This window comes from Pseudomonas siliginis (genome assembly GCF_019145195.1).
GTDB lineage: Bacteria > Pseudomonadota > Gammaproteobacteria > Pseudomonadales > Pseudomonadaceae > Aquipseudomonas > Aquipseudomonas siliginis.
On record NZ_JAHSTW010000006.1, the window covers coordinates 210219 to 225350 of the forward strand.

Below are 15132 nucleotides of genomic sequence, written 5' to 3' on the forward strand. Positions count from 1 at the left end.
GCCCAAGGCTCGCAGGAGGCACGCCGTGTCGATTCATGTCGCATTGCATCACGTCACGCATTATCGCTACGACCGCGCTGTCGAACTCGGCCCGCAGATCGTCCGCCTGCGCCCGGCGCCCCACAGCCGCACGCGAATTCTTTCCTATGCGCTGAAAGTCTCGCCCGAGCAGCATTTCATCAACTGGCAGCAAGACCCCCAGGGCAATTACCTGGCACGTCTGGTGTTCCCGGAAAAAACCGCAGAGCTGCGCATCGAAGTCGATCTGGTCGCGGAAATGGCGGTGTTCAATCCGTTCGACTTCTTCCTCGAACCGTACGCCGAGAGAATTCCGTTCAGCTACGCCGCCGATGAACGCAAGGAGCTGGCGCCGTACCTCGAAACCCTGCCGCTGACGCCAACGTTCAAGGCTTACCTGGACAGCATCGACCGCACGCCGCTGCCTGCGGTGGATTTTCTGGTGGCGCTCAACCAGCGCCTCAGCGAAGACATCGGCTACCTGATCCGCATGGAGCCCGGCGTGCAGACTCCGGAGCACACACTGCAACACGCCTCCGGTTCTTGCCGTGATTCGGCATGGTTGCTGGTGCAGCTGTTGCGCAATCTCGGTCTGGCGGCGCGGTTTGTTTCCGGTTACCTGATTCAACTGACCGCCGACGTGAAAAGCCTCGACGGCCCGTCCGGCACCGAAGTCGACTTCACCGACCTGCATGCCTGGTGCGAGGTGTATTTGCCGGGTGCCGGCTGGATCGGCCTTGATGCCACGTCCGGGTTGTTCGCCGGGGAAGGGCATATCCCGCTGGCGTGCAGTCCCGATCCGTCCTCGGCGGCGCCGATCAGTGGTCTGGTCGAACCTTGCGAGACACAGTTCAGCCACGAAATGTCGGTCGAGCGAATCTGGGAAGCGCCACGTGTCACCAAGCCCTACAGCGATGAACAGTGGCGGGCGATCCAGGCGCTGGGCCGACAGATCGATGCCGACCTGCTCGAAGGCGATGTGCGCCTGACCATGGGCGGCGAACCGACCTTCGTGTCCATCGACGATCCCGATGGCGCCGAATGGAACACCGCCGCGCTGGGGCCGGACAAGCGCCGGCTGTCCGCCGAACTGTTTCAGCGCATGCGCAAGCAATACGCACCACAGGGGCTGGTGCATTTCGGCCAGGGCAAGTGGTATCCCGGCGAGCAGTTGCCGCGCTGGTCGCTCAATTGTTACTGGCGCCGCGACGGTCAGCCGATCTGGCACAACGACGCATTGATCGCCGACGAACAGCAGGACTATGGCGCCGACGGCGAACTGGCCGGACGCTTTCTCGCCAGCGTCGCCGAGCGCCTGAAGTTGCCGGCACGCTTCGTCTTCCCGGCTTACGAGGATCATCTCTATTACCTCTGGCGCGAGGGTGCGTTGCCCGGCAACGTCAGCGCCGAAGATTCGCGCCTGGAAGATCCGCTGGAGCGCGCGCGGTTGCGCACGGTCTTCAGTCAGGGCCTGAACAAGGTGGTCGGCCAGGTGCTGCCGCTGGCGCGCACGGCCAAGGGAGATCAATGGCAGAGCGGGCGCTGGTATCTGCGCGATGAGCTCTGTCGCTTGGTGCCCGGGGATTCGCCGCTGGGTTATCGCTTGCCGCTGGCGTCGCAGCCGTGGGTGAAAGCGGCGGAATATCCGTTCATCCATCCCAACGATCCGAATCAGGACTTCGCTGAACTGCCGGATCCTGCGCAGCTTGGTGTTCACGGCGAACCTGCTGCGCTGGATGAGCGGGTGCCGAAAATCGATGAGTCCGCCGACTGGCTGACCCGCACCGCATTCTGCGCCGAGGCCCGCGAAGGGCGGCTGTATCTGTTCATGCCGCCGCTGGAGCGGGTCGAGGATTATCTGGAACTGGTTTCGGCCATTGAGGCCACCGCTGAAGAACTGCATTGCCCGGTGCTGCTGGAAGGCTATGAACCACCAAGTGATCCGCGCCTGAGCAACTTCCGTGTCACTCCGGACCCCGGCGTGATCGAGGTCAACGTGCAGCCATCGGCAAGCTGGGACGAGTTGGTCGAGCGCACCGAGTTTCTCTATGAACAGGCACGGCAAACCCGCCTGACCACCGAAAAGTTCATGATCGACGGGCGCCACACCGGCACCGGCGGCGGCAACCATTTCGTCCTCGGCGGCGCGACACCGGCGGACTCACCGTTTCTGCGGCGGCCGGATCTGCTGCGCAGTCTGATCAGCTACTGGCACAACCATCCTTCGCTGTCGTACCTGTTTTCCGGGTTGTTCATTGGCCCTACTTCCCAGGCTCCACGGGTTGACGAGGCGCGCAATGACGCCTTGTATGAACTGGAAATCGCCTTTGCGCAAATGCCGGAACCGGGCGAGGAATGTGCACCGTGGCTGGTCGATCGACTGCTGCGCAATTTGCTGATCGATGTCACCGGCAATACTCATCGCGCCGAATTCTGCATCGACAAACTGTACTCACCGGACGGCGCCACCGGGCGTCTTGGCTTGCTGGAACTGCGCGCTTTTGAAATGCCGCCCCATGCGCGCATGAGTCTGGCTCAGCAGTTGTTGCTGCGGGCGCTGGTCGCGCGGTTCTGGCGCGAGCCTTACGCGCCGGCGAAACTGGCACGCTGGGGCACCGAGCTGCACGACCGCTTTCTGCTGCCGCACTTTATCGAGCAGGATGTCGCCGACGTTATCGTCGAACTCAACAACGCCGGCTACCCGTTGCGCGCGGAGTGGTTCGCGGCGCATCTGGAGTTTCGTTTTCCCAAGGTCGGCGACTACGCCGTCAATGGCATCGAGCTGGAACTGCGCCAAGCCCTCGAGCCCTGGCATGTGCTGGGCGAGGAGGGCTCGGCGGGCGGCACGGTGCGCTACGTCGATTCTTCGCTGGAGCGCTTGCAGGTCAAGCTCAACGGCCTGCCGCCACAGCGCTATCTGCTGACTTGCAATGGCGTCGCGGTACCGTTGCACTCGACCGGGCGGGTGGGTGAGTTTGTCGCCGGGGTGCGCTTTCGGGCCTGGCAACCAGCCAACTGTCTGCATCCGACCATAGCGGTGCACGCACCATTGGTATTCGACCTGCTCGATACCTGGATGGGGCGTTCGCTGGGCGGTTGCCAGTATCACGTGGCCCATCCCGGCGGGCGCAATTACGAGACCTTGCCGGTCAATGCCAATGAAGCGGAGAGCCGGCGCATGGCGCGGTTTTTCCGCCTCGGACACACGCCGGGGAAACTTCCCGTACCCAAAGTAGAAATCAATGACGAGCTACCGATGACCATCGATCTGCGCCGTTTCTAGAGCCTACGCAACACGCGGATTTTTCGTATATCCGCGTGTCATGTGCCTGCGTTAGTCTGACCGTTCCCTGCTGTCTGCCGAGCTTTCCATGCCTGACCTGCTAGACCGCTACCCGCTGACCGCGGGCACCTATCACGAACTGCTCGACGACAGCGGCGCGGTGCGCCCGCATTGGCAGCGCCTGTTCGATCAGTTGCAGCGCAGCAGTCCAGCGCAACTGGTGCAGCGCCAAGCCTTGCTGGCGCGGCAGATTCAGGAAAACGGCGTCACCTACAACGTCTATGCCGATCCCAAGGGCGCTGACCGGCCGTGGGAGCTGGATCTGCTGCCCCATGTGATCGCGGCAGATGAATGGCAGCAATTGTCCGCAGGCATCGCTCAGCGTGCGCGCTTGCTCAACGCAGTGCTGGCGGATCTGTACGGTCCGCAGCGGTTGATCAGCGAGGGCCTGCTACCCGCCGAGCTGGTATTCGGACACAACAATTTTCTCTGGCCCTGTCAGGGCATTGCCCCGCCCGAGTCAGCCTTTTTGCATTTGTATGCCGTGGATCTGGCGCGCACACCGGATGGTCGCTGGTGGGTCACTGCCGATCGCACCCAGGCGCCGTCCGGGGCCGGCTATGCGCTGGAAAACCGCACCATCGTCTCCCGCGCCTTTCCCGATTTGTACCGGGATCTTAAGGTCCAGCATCTGGCCGGTTTCTTCCGCACCTTGCAGGAAACTTTGGCCCGTCAGGCACCGGAGGGCGATGACGCACCGCTGGTGGTGCTGCTGACACCGGGGCGGTTCAATGAAAGTTATTTCGAGCACCTGTATCTGGCGCGCCAGCTCGGCTATCCGCTGGTCGAGGGCGGCGATCTGACGGTGCGCAATGCCACCGTTTACCTGAAAACCCTCAGTGGCCTGCGCCGGGTGCACGCGATTATGCGCCGCCTCGACGATGATTTCTGCGACCCGCTGGAACTGCGTACCGACTCGGCGCTTGGCGTCCCCGGTCTGCTTGAGGCGGTGCGGCAGGGGCGGGTGCTGGTCGCCAATGCGCTCGGCAGCGGCGTGCTGGAATCGCCGGGCCTGCTGGGGTTTCTGCCGAAGATCAATCAGTACCTGTTCGGCGAAGAACTGATCCTGCCGTCGATCGCCACCTGGTGGTGCGGTGAGGCGCCGGTGCTGGCGCAGGCGCTGGAAAAACTCCCGGAGCTGTTGATCAAACCGGCGTTCCCGTCGCAAAGCTTCGCCCCGGTGTTCGGCCGTGACTTGAATGAAAGCCAGCGCCTGGAACTGGCGCAGCGTATGCAGGCACGGCCTTATGCCTACGTCGCGCAAGAGCTTGCGCAATTGTCGCAGGCGCCGGTCTGGCAAGCCGAAGACGGTCATCTGCAACCCCGCGCGATCGGCATGCGCATGTATGCGGTGGCCAGCCACGATGGCTACCGCGTGTTGCCGGGTGGTCTGACCCGAGTGGCGGCCGACGCCGATGCCGAGGTGGTGTCGATGCAGCGTGGCGGGGCGAGCAAGGACACCTGGGTGCTCAGCGATCGTGCGCCAAGTGGCGAGCAGTGGAAGGCGCAACGCAGTGTCGGCGTGCACGATCTGGTCCGCCGCGATCCATATCTGCCGTCGCGGGTGGTGGAAAATCTGTTCTGGTTCGGTCGCTACTGCGAGCGCTGTGACGACAGCGCGCGGCTGCTGCGCATCATGCTCACGCGTTACGTCGATGGCGATGATCCGCAGGCGTTGCAGGCGGCGGTCGATCTCGGCGAGCGGCTGGCGCTGTTGCCGGATGAGGGCGAACTGCCGGAGCGCCTGCTCGCTGCGTTGCTGGGCGAGGATTGGTCGTTCAGCCTGCGCTCCAACTTGCAACGCCTGCAATGGGCCGCCTCGCAAGTGCGCGGCAAGCTGTCCCGGGAAAACTGGCAGGCGCTGGTCGAATTGCAGCGCGAGGCGCTGGAGCTGGAAGTCGATGAACCGGACTTCGGCGAACTGCTGGATTTCCTCAACCGTCTGGTGATGTCGCTGGCAGCGCTGTCGGGGTTTGCCCTGGATGACATGACCCGCGACGAAGGCTGGCGTTTTCTGATGATTGGCCGGCGCATCGAACGCCTGCAATTTCTCAGCAGCAGTCTGGCGGCGTTTCTGCGCGGCGCGGGTGCGTTCGATCAGGCGGGGCTGGAGTGGTTGCTGGAGTTGGGTAACAGCAGTATCACCTACCGCTCGCGCTATCTGGCGGTGGCGCAATTGATTCCGGTGCTGGATTTGCTGCTGCTGGATGAGCAGAACCCCCACGCGGTGCTGTTTCAGCTGAAACTGGTCACCCGCACGCTGAAACGTCTGAACGACGATTTCGCCGCGCCTCGGGAAACCGCGCTGCCGCAACTGGTCGAACGCCTGTCGCGGTTTGATCTCGGTTGTCTGGAAAATCCGTTGTTCGGCAAATCCAGCGTACGTGCCGCGCTGGATGGTCTGGCCGATCTGTTGCAGGAAATCGCCGAGGCCAGCGGCCAGGTATCGGATCGTCTGGCCCTGCGCCATTTCGCCCATGTCGATGATGTCAGCCAGCGAACGGTGTCCGTGTGATGAGCGCTCAATATCAGATCTTCCACGACACCTGTTATCACTACGACAGCCCGGTCTCCCTCGCGCAGCAACTGGCGCACTTGTGGCCGCGCGAATGCAGCTGGCAGCGCTGCACCGAGCAGCAGTTGCTGATCAGCCCCGAGCCGACCATGCGCCGTGATGAACTGGACGTATTCGGCAATCCGTTGACGCGTCTGGCATTTGAACGGCCCCATGACCAATTGCAGGTCAACGCCCGGCTGACGGTCGAGGTGCTGGCGCGGCCGGCGCTGGATTTCAACCAGTCGCCAGCGTGGGAGCAGACCCGCGATGCGCTGACCTACAGCAGTCAGCCGTTGTCCGCCGACTTGCTCGAAGCCTGTCGCTACCGGTTCCAGTCACCTTATGTGCATTTGAAGCGCAGCTTCGTCGAGTTCTCGCAAAGCTGTTTTCCGCCAGGGCGACCGTTGCTGCTCGGGGTGCAGGCGCTGATGCAGAAGATCTTCAGCGAATTCACCTTCGATGCCGAAGCCACCCAGGTGGCGACGCCGCTGGTGGAAGTGCTGGAGCGTCGACGCGGCGTGTGTCAGGACTTCGCTCATCTGATGCTGGCCTGTGTGCGCTCGCGCGGTCTGGCGGCGCGTTATGTCAGCGGCTACCTGCTGACCCAGCCGCCGCCGGGGCAGCCACGCCTGATTGGCGCCGACGCCTCGCACGCGTGGGTATCGGTGTTCTGTCCGGTATCGGGCTGGGTGGATTTCGATCCGACCAACAATGTGCAGCCGGCGCTGGAACACATCACGCTGGCGTGGGGAAGGGATTTCTCCGATGTGTCGCCGCTGCGTGGGGTGATTCTCGGTGGCGGTAATCACGACCCTGAAGTGCGGGTTACGGTGATGCCTCAGAATTGATGAGTCTTCAAATGTGGGAGCGAGCCTGCTCGCGAAAGCGTCAGGTCAGCCAATAGATTTGTAACAGATATATCGCATTCGCGAGCAGGCTCGCTCCCACAAGGGATTTTGGTGTGTCAGAGAAAGCAGGGCTGTGAGGGCCGGCAGCAAAACCGCCAGCCCCGTCACAAATCCGCAGGGTCTGATTCGATCATCAAACCCGGTGGGGCTCAGGCGTCGGGCGTCTGATCTTTCGGTGCATCGGATGCATCAACATCATCATCGGTCGCCACTTCACCGTCAGGGTTCAGTGCCGCTTCTTCAGCGGTTTGCTTCTTGCGCTGAAGCTTTTCCTCTTTCTTCTGTTCCTTTGCCAGGTCTCGTTGACGTTTGGCGAAGGAGTAATTGGGTTTGGCCATGGGCGATCCTCTGGGGTCGAAGGTGAGGTTGAGCGGCGCGTATTCTGCCCTGTATCGGTGTCCGGGGGTTAACCGGGTTTTTGGTCGACCCACTTGGGCGTGACGGTCGGCTGCCACTGATCGAGGGCGTCGAGCAGGGAATCTGGCGATTCGCTCACTTGCAGCATGTCACGGTGTGGCGCGCGAACGAAGCCTTCGCCGACGATATGATCGAGAAAAGCCGTGAGTTTGCTGTAGAAACCGTTCACTTCCAGCAGGCCCAAAGGCTTGCCGTGATAGCCGAGCTGGCCCCAGGTCCAGACTTCGAACAGCTCTTCCAGCGTGCCAAGGCCGCCGGGCAGGGCGATGAACGCGTCGCTTAGCTCAGCCATCCGCGCCTTGCGCGCATGCATGCCGTCGACCACTTCCAGGCGCGTCAGGCTCTTGTGGCCGATCTCCTTGTCCATCAGGCTTTGCGGAATGATGCCGATCACTTCGCCGCCAGCGGCCAGCGCGGCATCAGCCACAATCCCCATCAAGCCGACCGCGCCGCCGCCGTAGACCAGCGTCAGATTTCGCTCGGCCAATGCCCGGCCAAGGGCCACGGCAGCTTCAGTGTAGGCCGGCACGGTACCGGCGTTGGCACCGCAAAACACACAAACGGATTTCAGCGACATGCGTTACTCCTGAGTCGATCAGTCGCACAGGGTAACGGCTGGCACGCTGCGCTCCAAGGACTAGACTTCGCGTTCGGGTGATTCAAAAGTACCGCTGGCGCCACAGGCGTAGGCGGCGAGCAAGCTGCACAACAGACCGTTAAAGAACATGACTGGCACTCCGTTTCAGTAGGTGGGCCGATCATAGGGTTGGCCGTACAAAATGGCCGTTAGATTGTGTCGATGAGTGTCATAGCCTGAAAGTTGTATACAATTTTTGACTCAAGTCATATGAACTTGCGATGATTTCAGGCAGTCTTTCCACCACTAGTGTTTTTGTTAACCCTGCCTTGGAGATTCACCATGTTTTCCAAAGTTGTTGCGGTATCCCTGCTGGCGCTGGCCAGCAGCCAATTGATGGCTGCCGAGTGCAAAACCACCGTTGATTCCACCGATCAGATGACCTTCAACACCAAGGAAATCGTGATCGACAAGAGCTGCAAGACCTTCACCGTCGAACTGACCCACTCCGGCAGCCTGCCGAAGAACGTCATGGGCCATAACCTGGTGATCAGCAAAGAAGCTGACATGCAGCCGATCGCTACCGACGGCCTGGCGGCCGGTATCGACAAGAACTACCTGAAGGACGGCGACGCCCGCATCATCGCCCACACCAAGATCATCGGCGCCAAGGAAACCGATTCGGTAACCTTTGACGTTGCCAAGGTGGCTGACGGTGGCTACGGCTTCTTCTGCTCGTTCCCTGGCCACATCTCGATGATGAAAGGCACTATCGTCGTCAAGTAATCAGGGCCAATGTGGGAGCGAGCCTGCTCGCGAAGAGGCCATCTGCTTCACCGAAAGACTGATGGCCAAAGAAAAAGCCCGCTGAGGATCACTCCTCAGCGGGCTTTTTCATGCCTTTGAAAAATCAAGGCGCAAACGGCATGACCCGCTTGTGATGAGTCTTGTTGTACGTATCGACAATGATCTTCGCCGCCTCGTCCCGCACCGTTTCACCGTGCAGGAACGCATCGATCTCGGCATAGGTCACGCCGTGCGCCGCTTCGTCCGGCTTGCCCGGCGACAAGTCTTCCAGGTCTGCCGTCGGCACTTTCTCGACCAGCGATTCCGGCGCACCAAAGCTGCGGGCAATCGCACGCACCTGATTTTTCACCAGGCCACTGAGCGGGGCGAGGTCGCAGGCGCCATCGCCGAATTTGGTGAAGAAACCCATCACCGCTTCTGCCGCATGGTCGGTGCCAATCACCAGACCGCTTGCCACCCCGGCAATCGTGTACTGCGCCACCATGCGCATCCGCGCCTTGGTATTGCCCAGCACGAAATCCACCGACGCAGCCGGTTTGCCTTCGAACGCCGACACCTGAGCTGCCAGCGCCTTGACCGCCGGGCCGATGTTCACGGTGTGGATTTCGTCAGGGGCGATGCAGTCGAGCGAGGCCTTGGCGTCGTGCTCGTCGAACTGGGTTTCGTAGGGCAGGCGCACGGCGATGAATTTGTAGCGGTCGTCACCGGTTTTTTCGCGCAGTTCACGTACCGCGCGCTGGGCCAGGAGGCCGGCGGTCAGTGAATCGACGCCGCCGCTGATGCCCAACACCAGGGTCTTGAGCCCGGAATTGACCAGACAATCCTGAATGAACGTCAGGCGCCGGGCGACTTCGGCCTGCAGGGCCTGATCGTCGGCGAACGGTGGTTGCACCTTGAGCTGCTCAGCAATCTCACGCTGTACGGCTTGCATGAATTCACTCCTTGCTAGATAGACTGGATTCGGCAGGAACCTTGAACACATGTCGCAAATAGGCGACGAAATTCGGATCTTTGCAGTGGGTCTTGCCAGGCTCGTCGGAGATCTTCGCCACCGGCTGGCCGTTGCAGGCGGTCATTTTAAGCACGATGCTCATCGGTTCGACACCCGGGATATCACAAGTGAGGTTGGTACCGATGCCGAAGCTCACATTGATGCGACCGTGCAGCGCGCGGAAAATCTCCAGCGATTTGGGCAGGGTCAGACTGTCGGAAAACACCAGGGTCTTGCTCATCGGGTCGATGCCGAGCTTGTGATAGTGCGCGATGCACTTTTCACCCCACGCCACCGGGTCCCCGGAATCGTGGCGCAGGCCATCGAAGAGTTTGGCGAAGAACAGATCGAAATCGCCAAGAAACGCATCGGTGGTGATGCAATCGGTGAGGGCAATGCCGAGCAGGCCACGGTACTCGCGAACCCAGCAATCGAGCGCGGCGATCTGGCTGTCGATCAGGCGCGGGCCGAGTTGCTGATGGGCCATGATCCACTCGTGGGCCATGGTGCCCAGCGGTTTCATGTCCAGCTCGCGGGACAGGTGCACATTGCTGGTACCGACGAAACGACCCGGGAAGTCGTGCTTGAGCACGTTGACCACTTCGGCCTGCACGCCAAAGGAAAAGCGCCGGCGCGTGCCGAAATCGGCAACCTGCAATTGCGACAGCTCATCGGCCGAGGCATTGGCGGTCAGCCAGTCGAACTTGCGATACAGCTGTTCGCGTGCCTGCTCCAGCGAAGTCTCCCGGTAGCGATAGCGATTGCGCACTTCACTGACGATCGCCAGCAGCGGCACTTCGTAGAGGATTACGTGCAGCCAGGGTCCGCGCAGGCGGATAAACAACTCGCCGTTTTCGATGCCGGTGTGCAGGTAGCGCAGATTGAAGCGAAACAGGCCGAGGAAGCGCAGAAAATCCGGTTTCAGGAAGGTGATGCGCTCGAGAAAACTCAACTGATCGGCACTCAGGCTCAGCTCGGCCAGACGTTCGATCTGATGGCGGATTTCGGCCAGATAGGGACGCAGATCCTCGGCATTGCGGCAGCGGAACTCCCATTCGACTTCGACGTTGGGGTAGTTGTGCAGCACCGCCTGCATCATCGTCAGCTTGTAGAAGTCGGTGTCGAGCAGGTTCTGCACGATGCGATCGGCAAACACACTCTCGCTCATAAACGGGTCTCCAGTTGCGCCGCGCCTGGCGCGGTCTATATCGATGGCGCTAGTGGCGCATATCGGCGGTGGGGATTGCCAGCATTTTTTCAGAGCGCCGCAGATCCACTGTGGGAGCGAGCCTGCTCGCGAATGCGGTGTGTGTCAGTTAAAGATGATGTGGCTGACCCGACGCTTTCGCGAGCAGGCTCGCTCCCACAGGGATCCCGGTTGACCTCACACCGGACTATCGATTTGTTCAAGCATCCATTTGACAAAATCCCGCACCTTCGGCACTTCCGCCGCGTGCTCCGGGTAGGCCAGGTAATAGGCATCGCTGCTGGGCATCGCATGCTGCCAGGGTATGACCAGTTTGCCTTCGGCCAATTCCTCTTCCACCAGAAACCGCGGCAGCAGCGCCACGCCACAACCGACCTGGGCGGCGCGGATGCACATGTAAAAGGTTTCGAAACGCGGCCCGTGGTAGCTGTGTTCGGTGTGGTAGCCCTGGCTGTCGAACCAGTCGTGCCAGGCTTGCGGTCGCGAGGCATTTTGCAGCAGCACCAGGTCGGTGAGTTGCGTCGGGTCAGTGAATGGCGTGTCCGGCAGGCTGCCCGGGGCGCACACCGGCACCAGTTGTTCGCCGAACAATTTCAGGCATTCGGTGCCCGGTCGCGAAGCCTGGCCGAAATAGAAGGCTAGATCGCTGCGCCCCTGCAACAGATCGTCGGCCTCCTGCTCGTTGCACAGATCCAGATGAATCGACGGATGGCGCAGGCGCCAGCCTTTCAGGCGCGGCACCAGCCAACGGGCGCCGAAAGTCGAAGGGGTGGAGACACGCAGGACTTCGGTCTCGCCGCCGTAGGAACGCAGGTAATGCGTCGACATCTCCACTTGGCTGAGGATTTTTCTGACCTCGACCAGATACAAATCCCCGGCCGGCGTCATCTGCAAGCGCCGACGCACGCGGCGGAACAGCAAGTGCTGCAACAGCTCTTCAAGCTGTGCGACCTGTTTGCTCACTGCGCTCTGGGTCAGGTTCAGCTCTTCGGCGGCGCGGGTAAAACTCAGGTGCCGGGTCACGGCCTCGAAGCATTGCAGCGCGGTGATCGAGGGCAAGTGGCGTTTGTTCAGCATGGCCAGTCCTTTTTCTTGTCTTTCTCAAGGCAGCATGAATAAACGGAATGATATCTGGCGTAAAGGTCGTTTGTTGCATCGCCGCAGTGAGGCTACAACTAAAGGCCTGCCCGGCCATGCAAAGGATGGCCGCACACATTCTGTTTTTGCTTGAGGAGAGACCGATGGTAGCCGCATTGCTTGATCGTCTGGGAGTCAACCCGACCCTGTACCAGAACGGCAAAGTGCCGGTGCATTCGCCCATCGATGGCAGCGTAATTGCCTCGGTGAACTGGGAAGGCGCGGCCGAAGTCGAGCAGCACATCAGTCGCGCAGATCATGCATTCGAGCACTGGCGCAAGGTGCCGGCGCCGCGTCGCGGCGAACTGGTGCGCCAGTTCGGCGAAGTGTTGCGCGAGTACAAGGCCGACCTCGGCGAGCTGGTGTCGTGGGAGGCTGGCAAGATCACTCAGGAAGGTCTGGGTGAAGTGCAGGAGATGATCGACATCTGCGACTTCGCCGTCGGCCTGTCGCGCCAGTTGTACGGTCTGACCATCGCCTCCGAGCGCCCGGGCCACCATATGCGTGAAACCTGGCATCCGCTTGGCGTGGTCGGGGTGATCAGCGCGTTCAACTTCCCGGTCGCGGTGTGGGCGTGGAACACCACCCTGGCGCTGGTCTGCGGCAACCCGGTGGTGTGGAAGCCGTCGGAGAAAACCCCGTTGACTGCGCTGGCCTGTCAGGCGCTGTTTGATCGCGTAGTGAAAAATTTCAGTGATGCCCCACCGAGCCTGTGCCAGGTTGTGATCGGCGGTCGCGATGCCGGCGAAGCGCTGGTCGATGACCCGCGTGTTGCGCTGATCAGCGCCACCGGCAGCACGCGGATGGGGCGCGAAGTGGCGCCGAAAGTCGCCGCGCGTTTCGCCCGCAGCATTCTTGAGCTGGGCGGCAACAACGCGATGATCCTCGGCCCGAGCGCCGATCTGGACATGGCGGTGCGCGCGATTCTGTTCAGCGCCGTCGGCACCGCCGGGCAACGCTGCACGACTTTACGCCGTCTGATCGCCCATGAATCGGTCAAGGAAGAAATCGTCACTCGCCTCAAGGCTGCCTATTCGAAAGTACGCATCGGCCATCCGCTTGAAGGCAATCTGGTCGGCCCGCTGATCGACAAGCACAGCTTCGAAAACATGCAGGATGCGCTGGAACAGGCACTGAGCGAAGGCGGCCGGGTGTTCGGTGGCAAGCGCCAACTGGAAGAGCAATTCCCCAACGCCTACTACGTGTCGCCGGCCATCGTGGAAATGCCCGAGCAGAGCGACGTGGTCTGCAGCGAAACCTTCGCGCCGATTCTCTACGTGGTCGGCTACAGCGATTTCGAGGAAGCGCTGCGCCTGAACAATGCCGTGCCGCAAGGCCTGTCATCGTGCATCTTCACCACCGACGTGCGCGAGGCCGAGCGGTTCATGTCGGCGGTCGGCAGTGACTGCGGCATCGCCAACGTCAACATCGGCCCGAGCGGCGCGGAAATCGGCGGCGCGTTTGGTGGCGAGAAAGAAACCGGCGGCGGCCGTGAGTCCGGCTCCGATGCCTGGCGCGCGTACATGCGTCGGCAGACCAACACCGTCAACTACTCGCTGGAATTGCCGTTGGCGCAGGGCATTACATTCGATTAAGCAGCTACAAGCTTCAAGCTACAAGCGTCAAGCAGACCGGCTTGCAGCTTGTAGCTTGTGGCTTGCGGCTGCTCCGACAGGAGCTTGGCAATGCCGTTACGCGAAGAATGTCTGTGGGAAACGCTCACGCCACAACGCCCGGATAACGCCGCGCTCAGTGGCGAGGTCAAGGTCGATGTCTGTGTGATCGGCGCCGGGTTCACCGGGTTGTCAGCGGCGTTGCATCTGTTGGAAAAAGGCAAAAGCGTCTGCGTGCTGGAAGCGCATCGCGCAGGGCACGGTGGCTCCGGGCGCAATGTCGGGCTGGTCAACGCCGGCATGTGGATTCCTCCGGACGAGATCGAAGCCGGGTTCGGCGAGGCGGTCGGCAGTCAGCTCAACCGCATGCTTGGTGCAGCGCCGGCGCTGGTGTTCAGGCTTGTGGATAAATACAACATCGATTGCCAGTTGCGCCGCGAAGGCACTTTGCACATGGCCCATAACGCCAAGGGCGAGGCGGATTTGCGCAGTCGCGAGCAGCAATGGAAACGTCGTGGCGCGCCGGTCGAACTGCTGACAGGCAAGGCCTGCGAGCAAGCCACCGGCACGCAGAAAATCGCCGCCGCGTTGCTGGACCGCCGCGCCGGCACGCTCAATCCGATGGCCTATGTCACCGGGCTGGCCAATGCCGTGCGCGGGCTCGGCGGGCAGATGTTCGATCATTCGCCAGTGGCTCGCCTCGAGCGCATCGGGCAGAACTGGTCGGTGCAAACCGCCCAGGGTTCGGTACTCGCCGAACAAGTGGTCATCGCCTCCAACGCCTATACCGAAGGCGACTGGACCGAGCTCAAGCGCAATTTCTTTCCCGGTTATTACTACCAGGTCGCCTCGGTGCCACTTACCGAAGACGCTGCGCAAGAAATTCTCCCGGGCGGGCAGGGCTCGTGGGACACCCGTCAGGTATTGAGCAGCATCCGCCGTGACAAGGACGGGCGCCTGTTGCTCGGCAGCCTCGGCAATGGCAACCAGAAACCGACTTGGTTTCTCAAAGCCTGGGCTGATCGGGTGCAGCAGCATTACTTCCCCAATCTGAAGCCGGTCGAGTGGGAATGCACCTGGACCGGGCGCATCGCGTTTACCCCTGATCACCTGATGCGCCTGTTCGAACCGGCGCCGGGACTGGTGGCCGTCACCGGTTATAACGGTCGCGGCGTCACCACCGGCACGGTGGTCGGCAAAGCCTTTGCCGATTACCTGTGCAACGGCGATCCGCAGGCACTGCCGATTCCCTTCGCACCGATGCAGCCCCTGGCCGGTGTGGGCTTGCGCAGTTGCCTGTACGAGGCCGGATTTTCTCTGTATCACGCGGGCCAGTGCCTGCGCATCGTCATTTGAGTGTTGAAATTTGTTGCCGCAAGCGGCGCTTTTGCATCCAGCGACTAGCCTGTAATGGTGCGGGTTGTAGCAGTCCCGCACCAGCAGTGTGCAGTTCGGTGACGCGGGCTGTTACAGGCTGGTTGCACGTCGTTTGTCGCTGCGGTTGCAATGATGGCGCGTGCGGGTTGCGCCTGAAAAAACAAATGGTTTCACCTTCCG

Annotated in this window: 11 protein-coding genes; 6 read left to right on the top strand and 5 right to left on the bottom strand. The window is 61.6% G+C overall.

The window, feature by feature from the left end:
- Positions 1-25: 25 nt before the first annotated feature.
- From KVG87_RS13985 to KVG87_RS13995, 3 genes are all read left to right on the top strand, one after another.
- Positions 26-3301 carry a transglutaminase family protein gene (locus KVG87_RS13985; protein WP_217851197.1) on the top strand — a complete coding sequence of 1092 codons (3276 nt, stop codon included), beginning with the start codon at positions 26-28 and terminating at the stop codon, positions 3299-3301.
- An 88-nt stretch (positions 3302-3389) separates the two neighbouring features.
- Positions 3390-5876, top strand: coding sequence for a circularly permuted type 2 ATP-grasp protein (locus tag KVG87_RS13990; protein ID WP_217851199.1), 2487 nt, complete (start codon positions 3390-3392; stop codon positions 5874-5876).
- Positions 5876-6766 carry a transglutaminase family protein gene (locus tag KVG87_RS13995; RefSeq protein ID WP_056787573.1) on the top strand — a complete coding sequence of 297 codons (891 nt, stop codon included), beginning with the start codon at positions 5876-5878 and terminating at the stop codon, positions 6764-6766. Before KVG87_RS13990 ends, KVG87_RS13995 begins: the two co-directional genes overlap by 1 nt.
- A 209-nt stretch (positions 6767-6975) precedes the next feature.
- On the opposite strand, the gene KVG87_RS14000 is transcribed toward KVG87_RS13995, so the two are convergent.
- Together KVG87_RS14000 and KVG87_RS14005 are read right to left on the bottom strand one after the other, a co-directional pair.
- The gene (locus KVG87_RS14000) at positions 6976-7164 is read right to left on the bottom strand and encodes a hypothetical protein (RefSeq protein ID WP_016771927.1); all 189 of its coding nucleotides are present in this window, start codon (positions 7162-7164) and stop codon (positions 6976-6978) included.
- A 68-nt stretch (positions 7165-7232) separates the two neighbouring features.
- Positions 7233-7820, bottom strand: a complete 588-nt coding sequence (locus KVG87_RS14005) for a cytokinin riboside 5'-monophosphate phosphoribohydrolase (protein ID WP_024011379.1) — start codon at positions 7818-7820, stop codon at positions 7233-7235.
- A 342-nt stretch (positions 7821-8162) separates the two neighbouring features.
- On the opposite strand from KVG87_RS14005, the gene azu reads away from it, so the two are divergent.
- A complete protein-coding gene (gene azu / locus KVG87_RS14010; RefSeq protein ID WP_076565430.1) occupies positions 8163-8606 on the top strand; it encodes an azurin in 444 nt (147 codons plus the stop codon).
- Between the two features lie 124 nt (positions 8607-8730).
- Here azu and nadE read toward each other — a convergent pair whose 3' ends face one another.
- The 3 genes from nadE to KVG87_RS14025 all read right to left on the bottom strand — a co-directional run bounded on the left by nadE (position 8731) and on the right by KVG87_RS14025 (position 11902).
- Positions 8731-9558 carry an NAD(+) synthase gene (nadE, locus tag KVG87_RS14015; protein WP_076565432.1) on the bottom strand — a complete coding sequence of 276 codons (828 nt, stop codon included), beginning with the start codon at positions 9556-9558 and terminating at the stop codon, positions 8731-8733.
- Positions 9559-9562: 4 nt separating this feature from the next.
- Positions 9563-10786, bottom strand: coding sequence for a nicotinate phosphoribosyltransferase (pncB, locus tag KVG87_RS14020; RefSeq protein ID WP_076565435.1), 1224 nt, complete (start codon positions 10784-10786; stop codon positions 9563-9565).
- Between the two features lie 216 nt (positions 10787-11002).
- Complete coding sequence (locus KVG87_RS14025; RefSeq protein ID WP_071174249.1) at positions 11003-11902, bottom strand: LysR family transcriptional regulator; 900 nt, start codon at positions 11900-11902, stop codon at positions 11003-11005.
- 164 nt (positions 11903-12066) lie between these two features.
- Between KVG87_RS14025 and amaB the strand changes: the two genes are divergently transcribed.
- Positions 12067-13557, top strand: a complete 1491-nt coding sequence (gene amaB / locus KVG87_RS14030) for an L-piperidine-6-carboxylate dehydrogenase (protein WP_217851201.1) — start codon at positions 12067-12069, stop codon at positions 13555-13557.
- 90 nt (positions 13558-13647) lie between these two features.
- On the top strand, positions 13648-14931 hold the full coding sequence (gene amaA, locus KVG87_RS14035) for an L-pipecolate oxidase (RefSeq protein WP_217851203.1): 1284 nt from the start codon (positions 13648-13650) through the stop codon (positions 14929-14931).
- Positions 14932-15132 lie beyond the last annotated feature (201 nt).